This is a genomic window from Sphingomonas sp. C3-2, from assembly GCF_033025475.1.
GTDB lineage: Bacteria > Pseudomonadota > Alphaproteobacteria > Sphingomonadales > Sphingomonadaceae > Sphingobium_A.
Genome location: NZ_CP130322.1, coordinates 1,155,119 through 1,170,106, shown reverse-complemented (window position 1 = coordinate 1,170,106; position 14,988 = coordinate 1,155,119). Strand labels below are relative to the sequence as shown.

Annotated in this window: 16 protein-coding genes; 7 read left to right on the top strand and 9 right to left on the bottom strand. The window is 64.8% G+C overall.

What is annotated here, in order from left to right; translation table 11 throughout:
• Positions 1-112 precede the first annotated feature (112 nt).
• Positions 113-706: a DUF4136 domain-containing protein gene (locus tag QYC26_RS05655; RefSeq protein WP_317514425.1), complete on the top strand. Its 594-nt coding sequence runs from the start codon at positions 113-115 to the stop codon at positions 704-706.
• The gene (locus QYC26_RS05650; RefSeq protein WP_317514424.1) at positions 703-1,824 is read left to right on the top strand and encodes a M14-type cytosolic carboxypeptidase; all 1,122 of its coding nucleotides are present in this window, start codon (positions 703-705) and stop codon (positions 1,822-1,824) included. Before QYC26_RS05655 ends, QYC26_RS05650 begins: the two co-directional genes overlap by 4 nt.
• Before the next feature lie 44 nt (positions 1,825-1,868).
• Here the strand turns inward: QYC26_RS05650 and QYC26_RS05645 are convergent, their stop codons facing one another.
• The gene (locus tag QYC26_RS05645; protein ID WP_317514423.1) at positions 1,869-2,588 is read right to left on the bottom strand and encodes a dienelactone hydrolase family protein; all 720 of its coding nucleotides are present in this window, start codon (positions 2,586-2,588) and stop codon (positions 1,869-1,871) included.
• Between the two features lie 118 nt (positions 2,589-2,706).
• Between QYC26_RS05645 and gpmA the strand changes: the two genes are divergently transcribed.
• Positions 2,707-3,393 (top strand): 2,3-diphosphoglycerate-dependent phosphoglycerate mutase, encoded by a 687-nt coding sequence (gene gpmA, locus QYC26_RS05640; protein ID WP_317514422.1) that lies wholly within the window; start codon positions 2,707-2,709, stop codon positions 3,391-3,393.
• A gap of 27 nt (positions 3,394-3,420) precedes the next feature.
• Here gpmA and QYC26_RS05635 read toward each other — a convergent pair whose 3' ends face one another.
• Positions 3,421-4,002 (bottom strand): GGDEF domain-containing protein, encoded by a 582-nt coding sequence (locus tag QYC26_RS05635; protein ID WP_317514421.1) that lies wholly within the window; start codon positions 4,000-4,002, stop codon positions 3,421-3,423.
• A gap of 142 nt (positions 4,003-4,144) precedes the next feature.
• Here QYC26_RS05635 and purE point away from each other — a divergent pair, with 142 nt between their 5' ends.
• The 3 genes from purE to QYC26_RS05620 all read left to right on the top strand — a co-directional run bounded on the left by purE (position 4,145) and on the right by QYC26_RS05620 (position 6,213).
• Positions 4,145-4,633 (top strand): 5-(carboxyamino)imidazole ribonucleotide mutase, encoded by a 489-nt coding sequence (purE, locus tag QYC26_RS05630; RefSeq protein WP_317514420.1) that lies wholly within the window; start codon positions 4,145-4,147, stop codon positions 4,631-4,633.
• A complete protein-coding gene (locus tag QYC26_RS05625; protein ID WP_317514419.1) occupies positions 4,630-5,700 on the top strand; it encodes a 5-(carboxyamino)imidazole ribonucleotide synthase in 1,071 nt (356 codons plus the stop codon). Before purE ends, QYC26_RS05625 begins: the two co-directional genes overlap by 4 nt.
• Positions 5,701-5,769: 69 nt before the next feature.
• Entirely contained in the window at positions 5,770-6,213 is a 444-nt protein-coding gene (locus QYC26_RS05620; RefSeq protein ID WP_317514418.1) for a nuclear transport factor 2 family protein, read from the top strand.
• A 4-nt stretch (positions 6,214-6,217) separates the two neighbouring features.
• Here QYC26_RS05620 and QYC26_RS05615 read toward each other — a convergent pair whose 3' ends face one another.
• Positions 6,218-6,973: an AraC family transcriptional regulator gene (locus tag QYC26_RS05615; RefSeq protein WP_317514417.1), complete on the bottom strand. Its 756-nt coding sequence runs from the start codon at positions 6,971-6,973 to the stop codon at positions 6,218-6,220.
• 40 nt (positions 6,974-7,013) lie between these two features.
• Positions 7,014-7,634: a DJ-1/PfpI family protein gene (locus tag QYC26_RS05610; RefSeq protein WP_317514416.1), complete on the bottom strand. Its 621-nt coding sequence runs from the start codon at positions 7,632-7,634 to the stop codon at positions 7,014-7,016.
• A 149-nt stretch (positions 7,635-7,783) separates the two neighbouring features.
• On the opposite strand from QYC26_RS05610, the gene QYC26_RS05605 reads away from it, so the two are divergent.
• Positions 7,784-8,938 carry a 12-oxophytodienoate reductase gene (locus tag QYC26_RS05605; RefSeq protein ID WP_317514415.1) on the top strand — a complete coding sequence of 385 codons (1,155 nt, stop codon included), beginning with the start codon at positions 7,784-7,786 and terminating at the stop codon, positions 8,936-8,938.
• 50 nt (positions 8,939-8,988) lie between these two features.
• Here QYC26_RS05605 and QYC26_RS05600 read toward each other — a convergent pair whose 3' ends face one another.
• From QYC26_RS05600 to QYC26_RS05580, 5 genes are all read right to left on the bottom strand, one after another.
• Positions 8,989-10,686, bottom strand: a complete 1,698-nt coding sequence (locus QYC26_RS05600; RefSeq protein WP_411197630.1) for an ATP-binding protein — start codon at positions 10,684-10,686, stop codon at positions 8,989-8,991.
• A gap of 107 nt (positions 10,687-10,793) precedes the next feature.
• Complete coding sequence (locus tag QYC26_RS05595; protein ID WP_317514414.1) at positions 10,794-11,546, bottom strand: TIGR02186 family protein; 753 nt, start codon at positions 11,544-11,546, stop codon at positions 10,794-10,796.
• Complete coding sequence (locus tag QYC26_RS05590; RefSeq protein ID WP_317514413.1) at positions 11,543-12,457, bottom strand: sulfite exporter TauE/SafE family protein; 915 nt, start codon at positions 12,455-12,457, stop codon at positions 11,543-11,545. The genes QYC26_RS05595 and QYC26_RS05590 overlap by 4 nt, the downstream gene beginning before the upstream one ends.
• Positions 12,458-12,546: 89 nt before the next feature.
• Positions 12,547-13,590, bottom strand: coding sequence for a hypothetical protein (locus tag QYC26_RS05585; protein WP_317514412.1), 1,044 nt, complete (start codon positions 13,588-13,590; stop codon positions 12,547-12,549).
• Complete coding sequence (locus QYC26_RS05580; protein WP_317514411.1) at positions 13,559-14,956, bottom strand: glycosyl transferase family protein; 1,398 nt, start codon at positions 14,954-14,956, stop codon at positions 13,559-13,561. Before QYC26_RS05580 ends, QYC26_RS05585 begins: the two co-directional genes overlap by 32 nt.
• Between the last annotated feature and the right edge of the window lie 32 nt (positions 14,957-14,988).

Genomic DNA, 14,988 nt, shown 5'->3' with positions numbered 1-14,988 from the left:
TGCATGCCTATAACCAAGCCGGAATCATCCGCGAGATGCCGATGGCTATCCATCGCAAGTTCAGGCAGAAATTACGATCAGATGGTAGTGGCACGTGACGGGAGGAAAAAATATGGGTGCGATCAAACCTGTGCTGGTACCGGTGATGCTGGGGGCCATGTTGGCGCTTGGCGGATGCGCGGCGAGCGTCCCCCCCGTTGAAGTGACGCGTTTCCGCCTCGATCAACCCATTCCGGCGGGCACGGTGGCGATCGACACGGCCGAGCCGGGCGTGAAGAGCCTCGAATATGTGACCTTTGCCAATGCGGTGAGCGCGGAATTGCAAAAACTGGGCTTTACGCCCGCCGCCATCGGCGAATCGGATTATATCGCGACGATCGCGGTTGCGCGCGACACGCGCGAAGCGCTGGCGCGCCGTTCGCCGGTATCGATCGGCGTGGGTGGCGGCACCGGCGGCTATGGCAGCGGGGTTGGGCTGGGCGTCGGCTTTTCGTTCGGGGCCAAGCCCAAGGACGTCGTGATCACCGAACTCCGCGTGCACATGAAGCGGCGCGCCGGCGATGGCGTGATCTGGGAAGGGCGCGCTGAAACCGAGGCGAAGGAAAACGCCCCCGCCGCGCAGCCGGGCATTGCCGCCGGCAAACTGGCCGCCGCGCTGTTCAAGGACTTTCCCGGAAAGTCCGGCAGCACTATCACGGTGCCATGACAATCACGATCACAAGCGATTTCGACGGTGGCAATATCGAGGTGCTCACCATTGACGGTGACACGGCCGACCTTGCCATCCGTGCGGACAATCTTTCCGACTTTTACCAGTGGTTCTATTTCCGCGTGTCGGGCGCCGCAGGGCGCGCGCTGACGCTGCGGATCACCAATTGCGCGGGTTCGGCCTATCCCGATGGCTGGTCCGGCTACAAGGCGCGGGTGAGCGAGGACGGCGCCGAATGGCGGCAGACGCCGACCGATTATGCCGAGGGCGTGCTCACCATCCATGCCGAGCCCAAGGGCGATTCGGTCGAGGTCGCGTATTTCGCGCCCTATTCGAGCGAGCAGCATGCGGCGCTGATCGAGCGGTTCGCCGCCAAGCCGGGCGTAACCCGCGCGCTGCTGTGCCGCACGCTCGACGGACGTCCGCTTGAAAGCCTGACCATGGGTGAGGGGCGCAAGCAGGTCTGGTTCTATGCCCGCCAGCATCCCGGTGAAACCATGGCCGAATGGTGGATGGAAGGCGCGCTGGAAAAGCTGACCGATCCCGGTGACGCCACGGCGAAGCTGCTGCGCGAAAAGGCGACGATCACGCTGGTGCCCAACATGAACCCCGACGGCTCGGCACGCGGGCATCTGCGCACCAATGCGGCGGGGGTGAACCTCAACCGCGAATGGCATGCGCCGAGCGAGGCACAGAGCCCCGAAGTGCTTCATGTGCTGCGCGCCATGGACGAAACGGGCGTCGATTTCGCGATGGACGTGCACGGCGACGAAGCGATCCCCGCGGCATTCATGGCCGGTTTCGAGGGCATTCCTTCGTGGAACGAGAAGCAGGCCGGGCTCTACACCAAATATCGCAACACGCTGGCCGAGCGGACCCCCGATTTCCAGACGCGTCTGGGCTATGTCGAATCGGCGCCGGGGCAGGCGAATCTGTCCATGTCGACCGCGCAGCTTGCCGAGCGCTTCGGTGCGGTGTCGATGACGCTGGAAATGCCGTTCAAGGACAATGACGACGCGCCCGATCCCGCCCATGGCTGGTCGCCCGTGCGCTCGAAAAAGCTGGCGCATGATTGCCTCGACAACCTTGCTGCGATGATCGACGAGATCGGCTGACCCCTTTCGGCCCGGCGCCCCAAACGGCGCCGGGCCGTTTTCCCTTATGCGAAGAGTTCGGCCAGGAAGTTTTCCACGGACTGCCAGCTGCGGCGATCGGCGTCGGGCTGATGGAACATGCCGCGATCGTGCATGTGCACGCTCGAATCGGTGAAGCTGTGGCCGGTATGGCCATAGGCGTGGAGTTGCCAGTCGACCCCGGCCCCCTCCATTTCGGCGGCAAGCGCCAGAACATCGTCGGGCGGGGCGAGCGGATCGTTCCAGCCGTGCAGCGCCAGCACCTTGGCGCTGATCGCGGCATTCGGCCAGGGCGGGCGCTTGTAGATACCGTGGAGGCTGACCACGCCGCGCACATCGGCCCCCGCGCGCGCCAGATCAAGGCAGCAGCGTCCGCCAAAGCAGAAGCCGATCGCGGCAGTCTGTGCGGGCTCCACCTCGGGTAGGGCCTTCAGCGTGTCATGCGCGGCGAGCAGCCGTTCGCGCAGCAGATCGTGACGCGCGAGGAGCGCGTTCATATGTTCGCTGATATCGGGGGATTCGCGCGTGGTGCGCTTGCCCTGCCCGAACAGATCGACCGCGAACCCGACATAGCCCAGCGCCGCCAAACGCTCGGCACGCTCGTTGTCGAATTCCTTCTGGCCCAGCACATTGGGGATCACCATCACGCCCGGACGCGGGCCAGACAGCGCATCGTCCCATGCCACGACGCCTTCGAAAATCCCTTCTGGCCCCTCATAGACAATTGTTCGCCGTGTAACCGCCATGTCGTGTCTCCCTTTCGGGTTTGGGTGCCATGGGCGCGGGGCGGGGCGCAATGGGCGGGGATGACATTTCGGCCGACCCCGCTATGAAGCGGCCCGAATTGTGAAACCGGAGACGTCAATGCCTCAGCTCGTGCTTATCCGTCATGGCCAGTCGGCCTGGAACCTCGAAAACCGCTTCACCGGATGGTGGGACGTCGATGTGACCGAAAAGGGGGCCGAGGAAGCACGCGCTGCCGGTCAACTGATGAAGGACAAGGGGCTGGACTTCGACCAGTGCTTCACCTCGCTCCAGACCCGCGCAATCAAGACGCTGAACCTCGCGCTTGAGGAAATGGGCCGTCTCTGGCTGCCGGTGGAGAAGGACTGGCGCCTCAACGAACGGCATTATGGTGGCCTGACCGGTCTCAACAAGGCCGAAACCGCCGCCAAGCATGGCGACGAGCAGGTGCATATCTGGCGCCGCAGCTTCGACGTGCCGCCGCCGCCGCTGGACGCGGACAGCGCCTATGACCTGTCGGGCGACCGCCGTTATGCGGGCATTGCGGTGCCGAACACCGAAAGCCTGAAGGACACGATCGCGCGTGTTCTGCCTTATTGGGAAGCGCGCATCGCGCCCGAACTGAAGGCGGGCAAGCGCGTGCTGATTTCGGCGCACGGCAATTCGCTCCGCGCGCTGGTGAAGCATCTGTCGAACATTCCCGATGACGAGATCACCAGCCTCGAAATCCCGACCGGCCAGCCGATCGTGTACGAACTGGACGACAATCTGGCGGCGACCGACCGTTATTATCTGTCGGAACGCTAAGGCGTTTCCATAACCGGCGGGGCTGGATCAGCCCTGCCGGGTTTCGGGTGACGAGACATCCGCGCGGGACAGGGCGTCGTCGCCCTTGTCGTCCCCCTTCAGCGTGGTCATGCCGATCGCAACGCTCAGCCGGATGATATGGCCCTGATGCTGGAGCGGATTTTCGGCGATCAGCGCCTCGAGTGCGCGGGCCTTTCGATCCGCATCGTCGCCGCCGATATGATCGAGCAACAGTCCGAACGCATCGCCCCCGATCCGGGCCGCGACGTCGGTGATCCGGATATGCCCGTGCAGCAGCCGCGCGACATGCATAATCGCGGCATCGCCGGCCGCGCGCCCATGTGCATCGTTGATGTCTTCAAGGTTGGTCAGATCGACGAACATCGCGATCGCCTGAAGATTGTGCCGATCGACATGCGCAATGACACGGCGCATGGCATCGAGGAAATAGCGCCGGTTGGGCAGATCGGTCAGCGGATCGCGGTCGGTCTGGTTTTCCAGCTGCGCCATTTTTTCATGCAGATCGGCCAATGCCGCCTGCAGCACCGCATTTTCCTGCTTGAGGCGCGCGACCTCGCCCTCGCCGGATATCGGTAGATCCTTGCCCACGCCACAAACTCCCACATCTGTTTTATCAATATAGACGGAAAGAAAATTGCCGATACCGCCCCCATCTGCTTGCCTGCAATTGCGCGACCGGGCGGTTGCCACTAAGGCGCTGGTTTTACGATTCAGCGTCACGGAAATGGACATGAGCGAAGCGTCTCCGATTGTCGGTATCATCATGGGAAGCCGGTCGGACTGGGAAACGATGCGTCACGCGGCGGAAACGCTCGAGGCGCTGGGGGTGCCGCATGAAACGCGCGTCGTATCCGCGCACCGCACCCCGGACAGGCTGTACGACTATGCCAAGTCGGCCGCCGAACGCGGGCTGCAGGCGATCATCGCCGGCGCCGGTGGTGCGGCGCATCTGCCGGGCATGGCGGCATCGATGACGCGCGTGCCCGTGCTGGGCGTGCCGGTGGAATCGAAGGCGCTGAAGGGCATGGATAGCCTGTTGTCGATCGTGCAGATGCCCGCGGGCATCCCCGTCGGCACGCTTGCCATCGGCCGGGCAGGGGCGGTGAACGCCGCGCTTTTCGCCGCCGCGATCATCGCCAATACCGATCCGGCGCTGGCCGAGCGGCTGGACGCATGGCGCCAGAAGCAGACCGACGACGTGGCAGTGGACCCCGAATGAGCGCTCTGAAACCCGGATCGACCATCGGAATCATCGGCGGCGGACAATTGGGCCGGATGATGGCCGTGGCCGCGGCGCAGCTTGGCTATCGTTGCCATATCTATGCGCCCGAACCGGTTTCGGTTGCTGCCGAGGTTGCGGGGGCCTTTACCCAGGCGGCCTATGACGATGTGGCCGCGTTGGAGCGGTTCGCCGCCGAGGTCGATGTCGTCACCTATGAATTCGAAAATGTCGCCGTCGAACCGCTGCGCGCCTTGACCGACAAGGTTGCGGTGCATCCCTCGCTCGACGCGCTGGCGATTGCGCAGGACCGTCTGCGCGAAAAGGCGTTCGTAGCCGAACTGGGCGGGCGTACCGCGCCCTGGGCCGGGGTGAACAGCCTTGAGGAACTCGAAGCGGCGCTGACGCGTATCGGCTGCCCCGCCATTCTGAAGACCACGCGCTTCGGTTATGACGGCAAGGGGCAGGCGCGCATCCACACGCCCAAAGACGCGGCCGAAGCATGGGACACGATCGGCCGCCAGCCCGCGATCCTCGAAGGCTTTGTGCGTTTCGAGCGCGAATTTTCGGTGATCGTTGCGCGCGGCGCCGATGGCCGGACGGTTGGCTGGGATGTGCCCGACAACCAGCATGTGAACGGCATTCTGGCGCACTGCGTCGTCCCCGCAGGTGGGATTGTCGACGAACAGGCCACCGAGGCACGCGCGCTTGCCGAAACCGTTGCCGAAAAGCTTGGCTATGTCGGCGTGCTCACGCTCGAATTTTTTGCCAGCGCGGACGGCCCTGTCTTCAACGAGATGGCCCCGCGTGTGCACAATAGCGGGCACTGGACGATCGAAGGCGCGGTGACCTCGCAGTTCGAAAACCATATCCGCGCGGTGTGCGGTCTGCCGATGGGCGATAGCCGGTTGGCGGCGCGGCGCGTGACGATGGACAATCTGATCGGCGACGCCGCCGACAACTGGGACGTGATCCTCGCCGATCCGACCGCGCATCTGCATCTTTACGGCAAGGGCGCCGCGCGTCCGGGCCGCAAGATGGGGCATGTGACCCGGCTGGAATTCTGATTTTTCCGATTACCGGGTGGACCCGCAAAAGCGGCGCGCCCAACAACTGCATGGTAAAAAGGGGAGAGGATGCTGCAGGCGGACCTGACCGATGTGCTGGCCATTCATGCGCTGAAGGCGCGGTATTTCCGGACGATGGACAGCAAGGACTGGGATGGGCTGCGCGCCTGTTTCGCCGACGATCTGATCGCCGATTTCCGCCAGTCCACCGGCGGCTGGGACGAGGCGCAGCTGATCCACGGCGCCGATGCCTATCTGGCGATGATCGCGCCGATGCTGGCCGAGGTTGCGACGGTGCATCATGGCCATATGCCCGAAATCGAGTTCACCGGCGCCGACGAAGCGAGCGGTATCTGGGCGATGGAAGACAAGCTGTGGGTGAATGAGGGATCGGCGCTGCCGTTCAAATGGCTGCATGGTTATGGCCATTATCATGAGCAGTATCGCAAGGACGGGGGCGTGTGGCGGATCGCCGCGATCAAATTGACCCGGTTGCGCGTCGACGCGGGGTAATTGGCTATCGCCCTGCCGGGCGGTGGAGCTTGCGATAGGCGGACGGGGTGAGCCCGGTCGTGCGGCGCATTACCCGGGTGAGCGCGCTCTGATCGGCAAAGCCAGCCTGATAGGCAAGGGTGGCGATCGGCAGATCGGTGTCGGCGAGCAACTGGCGCACGCGCTCCATTCGCAGTCCGGTCAGCCAGGCGTGCGGCGTGGTATCGTGCGTGTCGCGAAAATAGGCGTGCAGCCGGCTGACGCTGGTGCCCGCGCGGGCGGCCATCCTCTCGGTGGACCACGGCGCGCCTGGATCGGATTCGACCTGTGCCATCATTGCGGTGAGCCGGGACCGAGCGTGCGCGGGCTGTTGCGCCAGCGCATTGAGGATAAGCGGCGTCCAGAACGGCAAGGCGCCGGTGACCGAACCCTGATCGCGCAGCAGCACCGTGATGAAATCGACAAGCTTGTGCGCGGCGGGGCTGAGCGGGACATAGGGCGCGCCCGACAGCCGCTCCATCACCGCAGGATCGATGCGCGCGGCATCGAGATCGAGGATGATCGCGCTGTGGGGTGCCGAGGCCTCGCCCACCTGCGAATGGGCGGCGCCCGCCCCGACAAAGGCGGCATGGCCCCGGTCGATCGCGCGTTCGCTGCCGCCGATATCCATGAACAGGCGCCCGCCGAGCGGCAGTACCAGCTGCGCGAAATCATGCCGATCGGCGCCGAGATCGACCGCATAGCTGCGTATATTGAGGTCGATATGCGGCGAGGCGTGCATGCGCCTTTCCTAACAGGAAGCGCCGCGCGCCGATAGCGGACTAGGCCGCTGCAAAGTTATCCACAGGCAGGAAAGCGTGGATTGCCGCGAAGGTACGGTCGATCGTCTGCTGTTTTTCCCCGACCGGCGCGACATAATGGATCGCGGCTTCGGCGGCCTCGCGTCCGGCGACCCGCGCGATCATCCATGCGGCCAGATATTGCGAGGCCATGCAGCCGCCCGCCGTTGCCACATTGCCATGCGCGACAAAGGGCGCGTCGATCACATCAACACCCGCCTCGATCACCCAGGGCTTGGTCGTGAGATCGGTGCAGGCAGGCAAGGTGCCGATCAGTCCGAGCTTTGCGAGCAGTAACGTGCCCGAGCACTGCGCGCCGACAAGCTGGCGGCGGGGATCGAGGCGGATGTGCGACAGCATGTCCGCATCGGCGGCGATCTCGCGCGTCCGGATCCCGCTGCCGATGAGGACGGCGTCTGCCTCGAAGAGGAAATCCATGTCCTTTTGCCGCGTGACGGTAACCCCGTTCATCGAGGTCACTTGCGCGGCGGGGGCGGTGATATGCGCGGCCCAGCCCTGCGCGCGCAGCCGATTGAGGATCGCGGCGGCGATGAACGAATCCAGTTCGTTGAACCCGTCAAATGTAAGCACCGCGATCTGCATGGTCTGTTCCTGATGTACGATAGTCGCGGCAACACCCGAATCCTGACTGGCAAACGGAAAACATGTCGCGCTGTGTTCCCACGGGTGGACGCAAGCGTGCCTCGGTGGCAACCGGGGGGCGAAAATAAAACCGGAGAGGAAGGCGAAAGGTGACATTCGGGCGCGATAACGAGGATCATGCGGGTAGTGGCAGGACAGTGTTGTTCGAGCCGTTCGCCGCAGGTGGGCTGGCCCTGTCGAGCCGGATTGTCATGGCCCCGATGGGGAGGGCGCATGCGCCGCAGGGGATAGCCGATGCACGCTATGCCGATTATTTCCGCAAGCGGATCGAGGGCGGAACGGGCCTGATCATCACCGGCGCGACCGCGATCGGCCATGACCTGGCCGACTATGACGGGACCGGGCCGCTTTTCCACGGCGATGCTTCGCTTGCGGCCTGGAGCGAGATCGTGGCGGCGGTGCATGCGGCCGGTGGCAAGATCATGCCGCAGCTCTGGCACACGGGGATGGCGCGGGTGACCGAGCGCTTTGCGAGCAGCGATGCGATCGGCCCGAGCGGTCTTGCGCTTGGCGATCTGGAAGGCGGGCAGCCAAGCGGCCGGGTGATGAGCCCTCGGGATCTGGAAGAGGTGCGGCAGGCCTATGCGGCGGCGGCGCGCACCGCGAAGGCGCTCGGTTTCGACGGGATCGAGATCCATGCCGGGCACGGTTTCCTGCTCGACCAGTTTCTTTGGGACGCGACCAACAGGCGCACCGACGATTATGGCGGCAGCGCGGAGAAGCGTGCGCGCTTCCCGGCGGAAGTGGTGGCGGCGTGCCGCGAGGCGGTGGGACCCGATTTCCCCATTTTGATGCGGATTTCGCAGTTCAAGATCGAGGCCTATGACGCGCGGATCGCCGACGATCCGGAAGAACTTGCGGCGCTGGTGCGGCCGTTGGCGGAGGCGGGTGTGGATGTTTTCCACTGCTCGCAGCGCGAGGTATGGGCACCGGCCTTTGCCGGCAGCACGCTCAATCTGGCGGGCTGGGTACGGCAGCTGACGGGCAAGCCCACCATCGCCGTCGGATCGGTGGGGCTGGGCGGGCTGTTCACCGAGGAAGAGGCGGCGCAGCCAACGGCGAGCCTGCCGCGGACGGCGCTCGCCCATCTGGGTGCGGTATGCGCGATGATGGACCGCGGCGAATTCGATCTGCTGGCGGTTGGCCGCTCGCTGCTGGCCGATGCCGATTGGGCGCAGAAGGTACGCGAGCACCGCGACGCGGAGATCCACGATCTGACGCTGGCGGCGCTGACCGAGATTTAGGGCGGTGGAAAACGGCTAAGGGGGGATCTAGGTCCCCCCTGGTCATGAGATCAGCGACCTTGTGAGCGCCAGCGCTTGATGACGCGGCCGAGGATATCGGCTTCGCCACCCGTTTCGCGCCACAGGTCGGAGAAGAGCGGATCGCTCGATGCCGGTCGGCGTTCGGGTTCCAGATTGTCGAAGGCGACACGGATCGGGATGGCGACGCCTTCGCCGCAGACGATGCATTCGCGGTTGCGCAGCGCTGCGATTGAATCGAGCATGCCCTTGGCGCCTTCGGGCATGGCGGCCTTGACGAAGGCCTGATCGCGTTCGTTGTTCAGGCGCATCGCGATGATCGTGCCGCATTGCGAGAGCACGCCTTCGGCAAGATCGGACGGACGCTGGGTGATGAGGCCGAGCGAGACGCCGTATTTACGGCCTTCCTTGGCGATGCGCTCAAGGATCTTGCGCACCGACGCCCCGGTGTTGACCCGGTCGGAGGGCACGTAGCGATGCGCTTCCTCGCAGACGAGCAGCACCGGGCGCTGCGGTTCCCCGCGCGACCAGATCGCATAGTCGAACACCATGCGGCTGAGCACGGCGACCACGACCGAGGTGATTTCCGACGGCACGCCCGACACGTCGATGATCGAAATCGGCTTGCCGTCGCCCGGCAGGCGGAAGATGCGCGCGAGGAAGTTCGCCATGCTGTCGGCCACGAGCATGCCCGAGAACATGAAGCTGTAGCGCGGATCGGCCTTGATCTCGTCGATCTTGGTCTTGAGGCGCATATAGGGGGCGCTGCTGCCGGCCTTGTCGAGCTTGCCCATTTCGGTCTGGAGGATCGAGGTGAGGTCGGACAACAGATAGGGGATGGGGCTGTCGACCGTGAGTTTCGAAATGCCCTCGGCCGCGCGGTTCTTGGCGCGCGCGGCGAGCAGGCACTTGGCGAGAATGTCGCGGTCGAGCTGCCCTTCATTGCCGCTGACGGTGACGAACACCTCGCAATGTTCCTCGAAGTTCATCAACCAATAGGGCATGGCAAGATTGTTGACGTCGTAGAGTGCGCCATTGTCCTTGAACGCCGCCGAATATTCGCCGTGCGGATCGATCATCACGATATGGCCCTCGGGTGCCATGTCGCAGATGCGGTGGAGGATGAGTGCGGCCGAGGTCGACTTGCCGGTGCCGGTCGAGCCGAGCAGCGCGAAATGCTTGCCCAGGAGGGAATCGACGAACAGCGCGCCGCGAATATCGCGCGTGGGATAGACGGTGCCGATCTCGATATGCGGGCGCTCGGCGGCGGCGTACATCTGGCGCATATCCTCGCTCGACACCGGATAGATGCGCGTGCCGGGGACGGGATAGCGGGTGATGCCGCGCCGGAACTGGGTGATGCGGCCGCTTTGCGTCGCTTCATTGCCTTCGCCCATGAAATCGATCTCGGCGATGATCAGGTCGGATGCCGCAGTATCGAAACGGAGTGTCTTCACATTGGCGACGAGCCATTGCACGCCGACACGCATCTTGATCTGGCTGCTGACCTGCCCGGCCATAGAAATGCTGGGATCGCCGTCAGCGGCGAGCTTCTTGAGCACATGGGCATCAAGCTCGATCCGGGCGCCCGACCCGGAGACCTCGATCACCTTGCCGATCTCCACCCCGTCAAAGGTGCCCGCCGGAGCCGTGTCCATCGACGGGGCGCTTGGCAGGGGAGGCGCGGCTGCGACCAGGGTTTCCGCGTCGCTACCGATATAATCATTCATTGAAAGCCATCCCCCTATGGACTCATCCGTTGTGCACGCCCGGTGCAGCTCGTTTCGTGAGCAGTAACGATATCAGGGTAAAGATATAATTGACCGCGTGCGCAGCCTTAGCCTTTGCGGAAAATGGCGCCCGCCGCCCAGCCGAGCAGCACCGACAGCGCGACCGCGACGAAGCCATAGGCAAAGGGGCTGTCTTCGGCGGCGGTGGCGACATAACGCTCGAAACCCGATTTGCGGATTTCGACATCGCGGCTGGCGCCCGCGATCACCCGGCCATTTTGGATCAGATAGGTTTCGGCGGTGTAGCGGCCAACGGGCACGCGCGCGGGGATGGGGATGCGGGCGCGGTAGAGCACGCCGTCGGTGATCTCGACATTATGCGCTTCCTCGACGAACAGGCCGGTGCGTTTGCGAAGATCGATCAGGCCGGTTTCGAACCGCTGCTGCTCGCCGGGAGAACCGATCTGCGAAGGCGAGAGCTGGAGATTGCTGAGCCCGAGTTCGAAGATCGAGGCGGTCCGTTCGTCGACCATTTCCTTGAGCGGGCGTGACGACGCCACGGCATAGAAGGCGGGGGCGGAACGAAAGCGCGCGCTGTCGGCATTGACCCAGATACCGACGATCTTCTGCTTTTCGCGGACGAGCACCGACTGGGTGGGGCCGCGCAGGATGACGGCGATATCGGCGGGCTTTTCGGGAATGCGGCCGCCGGGATAGAGGATCGCGCCAAAGGCGAGGAGTTCGGCACCGGTGAAGCTGTAGATGATCTCCACCTTGCGCTGCGACACGTCGGGCACCAGCACCGGCTCGGCGGCGCCGATCAGGAACGGCGCGGCGAGAAAAGCCAGCCAGAGTTTCATGACAGCGCCACCGAATAGATTTCATCGGGACGCCAGCCGAGCCCAAGCGCCATGCGGATCGCGACGAGCAACACCATCAGCGCAAGCAGCAGGCGCAGATATTCGGGCTTCATCTTCATCGCGAAGCGCGCGCCATATTGCGCGCCGGTGACGCTGCCGATCAGCAATAGCGCGGCGAGCACGATATCCACGGCCTTGGTGGTGGTGGCGTGGATCATCGTGGCGCCCATCGTCACGAACAGGATCTGGAAGAGCGAGGTGCCCACCACCACCTGGGTCGGCATGCCGAGCAGATAGAGCATGGCGGGGACCATGATGAATCCGCCGCCGACACCAAGGATCATCGTGAGAATGCCGGTGACCGCACCAAGGATGAGCGGCGCGAGCGGCGAGATATAGAGGCCCGAGCGGTAGAAACGCCAGCGCATGGGCAGCGCCGCGACCAGCGGATGGTGGCGGCGTTTCTTGACCTGAAGCGTTGTACCCGTGCGCATCGCCTTGATCGCGGAAAGGCTTTCCTTGGCCATTAATCCGCCAATGCCGCCCAGCATCACGACGTAAAGCAGCCCGATCGCGGTATCGATCTGGCCGGTTTCCTGCAGCAAGCGGAAAATGCCCGCGCCCAGAAAGGATCCGATCAACCCGCCGACGACCAAGACGATCCCCATGTGGAAATCGACACCGTTGCGCCGGACATGCGCGAACACCCCCGAAATGCTGGCACCGGTGACCTGGCTGGCGGCCGATGCCGCCGCGACCGTGGGCGGAATGCCGTAAAAGATAAGGAGCGGGGTGGTGAGAAAGCCGCCGCCGACGCCGAACATTCCCGAAAGCAGGCCAACCAGCCCGCCAAGCCCGATGATGACGAGCGCGTTCACGGAAATATTGGCGATGGGCAGGTAGATATCCATCCTGCGCTCAGGCCTAGCCCCTGATCGGATTCGGGGAAAGCCGCGATTTGCGCTCGATGTGCGGAATTAAGCTCTTTTTTCGAACGGACTTAGAAACTGCCGTCGAGCGTGACGGCCAACCCGGAATCGGGATGCGCGTTGCCGGCGACCCGCAACCGCCAATCCACCGCAATGCCGAGCGCCGTGTTGCCCTCCCCCAGCCGCAGCTTGAGGCGCGGCCCGATATCGAGCCGGGTGACATCGGGCTGGGCGGCCCCCCACAGACCGACCCCGACCATCGCGGCGACATGATCGCCCTTTTTGACGGGGCGGAGCAATGTGGCTGCGCCGTCGACAAAGCCGTCGCGCCGATGCGCACCCACGATGCCGGCCTGTGCATAGCTTTCGAGCTGGAACTTCTCGGGCAGGAGGACCGGGCCGACGCCGCCCGCCGCCATCAGCGCAAAGGCGTCGCGCCCGCCGCGATCCAGCCCGATGCGGCGTTCGGCGATGATGGTGAGCGGGAGTTCCGGCCTTGGGCGCCAGCTCAGCCCGATCGCGGCTTCGGCGCCACGACGGGTTTCGAGCGGCGCGGAGGCGCGCCCGGTGAGCGCAAGCGTGTCGGTCAGCCGATAATCGAGGCGCAGGCCTGCCTGCGAACCGCCCAACTGCCCGCCGCCAGCCAGACCGGGCGAGCCGCCCTCGCGCGCGAACACCCAGCCATAGCCGCTCCATCTGTTTGCACCGCGCGGCGCGGCGACCCGGGGATCGACCACGGCAAGGGGGATGGCAGGGGCGGGAGATGCTACCGAAGACGCCCCGGATGCGGCTTCGGTTGTTGGACGGACGGGCGGGAAGCGGAGCGCGGGCGAGGGGGCGCGATAGGATATAGAGGTCGGTTCGCGATGCGTGCGTTCAGCGGGCATATGAGCCTGCGCCAAATCGGGCGTCGGTATTGATCGGTGGATGGGGCGTGCGACGGGCGTGAAGCGGGCCGTCGCCTCGGTCTCTGACTTCTGCGCCATTGGGCTATCCATCAGCATCCAGGCGCGACCGCCGGTCCAGAGCAGCAGGACGCCGAGGACGAAGCGGATGGGGCGGGCGTTGAGCATGGCGCCGCCGTCACTCGACCGGTGCGATTTCGGGGAAGACATGCGCGGTCTTTCCCCATTCGACCGCGCCGCCGCGCCGCATCGTCAGATAGCGGGCAAGCGCCTTGCGTGCGGCGGCGATGGCGATGATGTTGGCGATGACCATCCGGGGCGGGACGCGCCAAGCCTCCCCCCAGCCATAGACGCGGTGGACGAACCAGATGCGCATCCCCATGCGCCAGAAGAGCAGCAGCGCGTTGGCGATGAGCAGCCACTGCATTGCCGCTGGAATGTCGAGCACCGTCTGCCCGGTGGCCGCGAACCAGGCCCAGCATAGCGCGGAGAGGAAAAGCCCGGCATAGGCGGCGCACAGGGTGAGGGCGGCGAGCGGCGCGCGGCGATCGCGTAAGCGCATCCAGAATTCGGCTAGGCCGCCCTGCCAGCCCAGCCGATCCCAGCCGGCGAGCGCGATCCCCGCCATCCAGCGTGATTTCTGATGGACCGCATCGGTGTAGCGCGCGGGGAAATGGGCGCGGACGGCGACGGGGGCGCCCCCCGGCGTGACGGGCACCGAGGCGAAGATGCCCGTGCCCCCAAGTGCGGCGATATGAAGGCCGAGCTCATAGTCTTCGGTCAGGCTTTCGCTGTCGAACGGTGCGCCGCCCTTGTCGTACGCGATGCGGCCGAGCGCGATCCGCGAAAAGGCGCAGCCGACCCCCGCCGATGGCACACTGGCGCCCATGATCTCACGTGTCGGCACGCCCTTGCCATGGCTTTCGGCAAACTCGTCGAGATAATGCCCGGACACCCAGCGGGATTGAGGATCGGCCAGCGGCAGGACGGGGATCTGGACAAGATCGAACCGCTCGATCAGCGTATCGAATATCCGCAGTTCGCCCGAATGGACGACATCTTCGGCGTCGTGGAGGATCACCGCCTTTGCGTTTTGCCCGCGCCAGGCTTCGTCGCGCTGGAGCGCGCGCCACAGTGCATTGAGGCAATCGGCCTTGGTGGTGGGGCCGGGGCGGCTGTTGATAACCATCCGCACCCGGGGATCGCCCGCCGCCACCTCGGCCACGGCGGCGATGGTTGCGCGGTCATTGGGGTAGGTGCCGACATAAAGCGTATAGTCGGGATGATCGAAGCGGCTGAGCGCGGTGCGCAGCATCCGGGCGATGACGGCGTCTTCGTGCCAGGCCGGGATGAAGATGACGAGCCATCCGGGCCGCCTCGGCGGGATCCAGTGGGCAAGGCTTGCACGCGGACGCTTCCGGTAGACGACCGTCCGCCGCCAGAAGGTGTTGAGGATCCACGCTATATCCACAAGCAGATCGTCGATGCCGCCGATCAGGAAGAATATGGCGGCAAACAGCACAAGTTCGCGCGCGACGATCGCCACCCCTGCAGCAATCAACGAAAGCTCTTCCATCCGATTTCCCCCGATTCGGATTTCGATGAGCT

Excerpts from the sequence above, each read along its gene's own strand:
- QYC26_RS05655 (WP_317514425.1), top strand. The coding sequence starts at position 113 with ATGGGTGCGATCAAACCTGTGCTGGTACCGGTGATGCTGGGGGCCATG.
- QYC26_RS05650 (WP_317514424.1), top strand. The coding sequence starts at position 703 with ATGACAATCACGATCACAAGCGATTTCGACGGTGGCAATATCGAGGTG.
- QYC26_RS05645 (WP_317514423.1), bottom strand. The coding sequence starts at position 2,588 with ATGGCGGTTACACGGCGAACAATTGTCTATGAGGGGCCAGAAGGGATT.
- gpmA (WP_317514422.1), top strand. The coding sequence starts at position 2,707 with ATGCCTCAGCTCGTGCTTATCCGTCATGGCCAGTCGGCCTGGAACCTC.
- purE (WP_317514420.1), top strand. The coding sequence starts at position 4,145 with ATGAGCGAAGCGTCTCCGATTGTCGGTATCATCATGGGAAGCCGGTCG.
- QYC26_RS05625 (WP_317514419.1), top strand. The coding sequence starts at position 4,630 with ATGAGCGCTCTGAAACCCGGATCGACCATCGGAATCATCGGCGGCGGA.
- QYC26_RS05620 (WP_317514418.1), top strand. The coding sequence starts at position 5,770 with ATGCTGCAGGCGGACCTGACCGATGTGCTGGCCATTCATGCGCTGAAG.
- QYC26_RS05615 (WP_317514417.1), bottom strand. The coding sequence starts at position 6,973 with ATGCACGCCTCGCCGCATATCGACCTCAATATACGCAGCTATGCGGTC.
- QYC26_RS05610 (WP_317514416.1), bottom strand. The coding sequence starts at position 7,634 with ATGCAGATCGCGGTGCTTACATTTGACGGGTTCAACGAACTGGATTCG.
- QYC26_RS05600 (WP_411197630.1), bottom strand. The coding sequence starts at position 10,686 with ATGAATGATTATATCGGTAGCGACGCGGAAACCCTGGTCGCAGCCGCG.
- QYC26_RS05595 (WP_317514414.1), bottom strand. The coding sequence starts at position 11,546 with ATGAAACTCTGGCTGGCTTTTCTCGCCGCGCCGTTCCTGATCGGCGCC.
- QYC26_RS05590 (WP_317514413.1), bottom strand. The coding sequence starts at position 12,457 with ATGGATATCTACCTGCCCATCGCCAATATTTCCGTGAACGCGCTCGTC.
- QYC26_RS05585 (WP_317514412.1), bottom strand. The coding sequence starts at position 13,590 with ATGTCTTCCCCGAAATCGCACCGGTCGAGTGACGGCGGCGCCATGCTC.
- QYC26_RS05580 (WP_317514411.1), bottom strand. The coding sequence starts at position 14,956 with ATGGAAGAGCTTTCGTTGATTGCTGCAGGGGTGGCGATCGTCGCGCGC.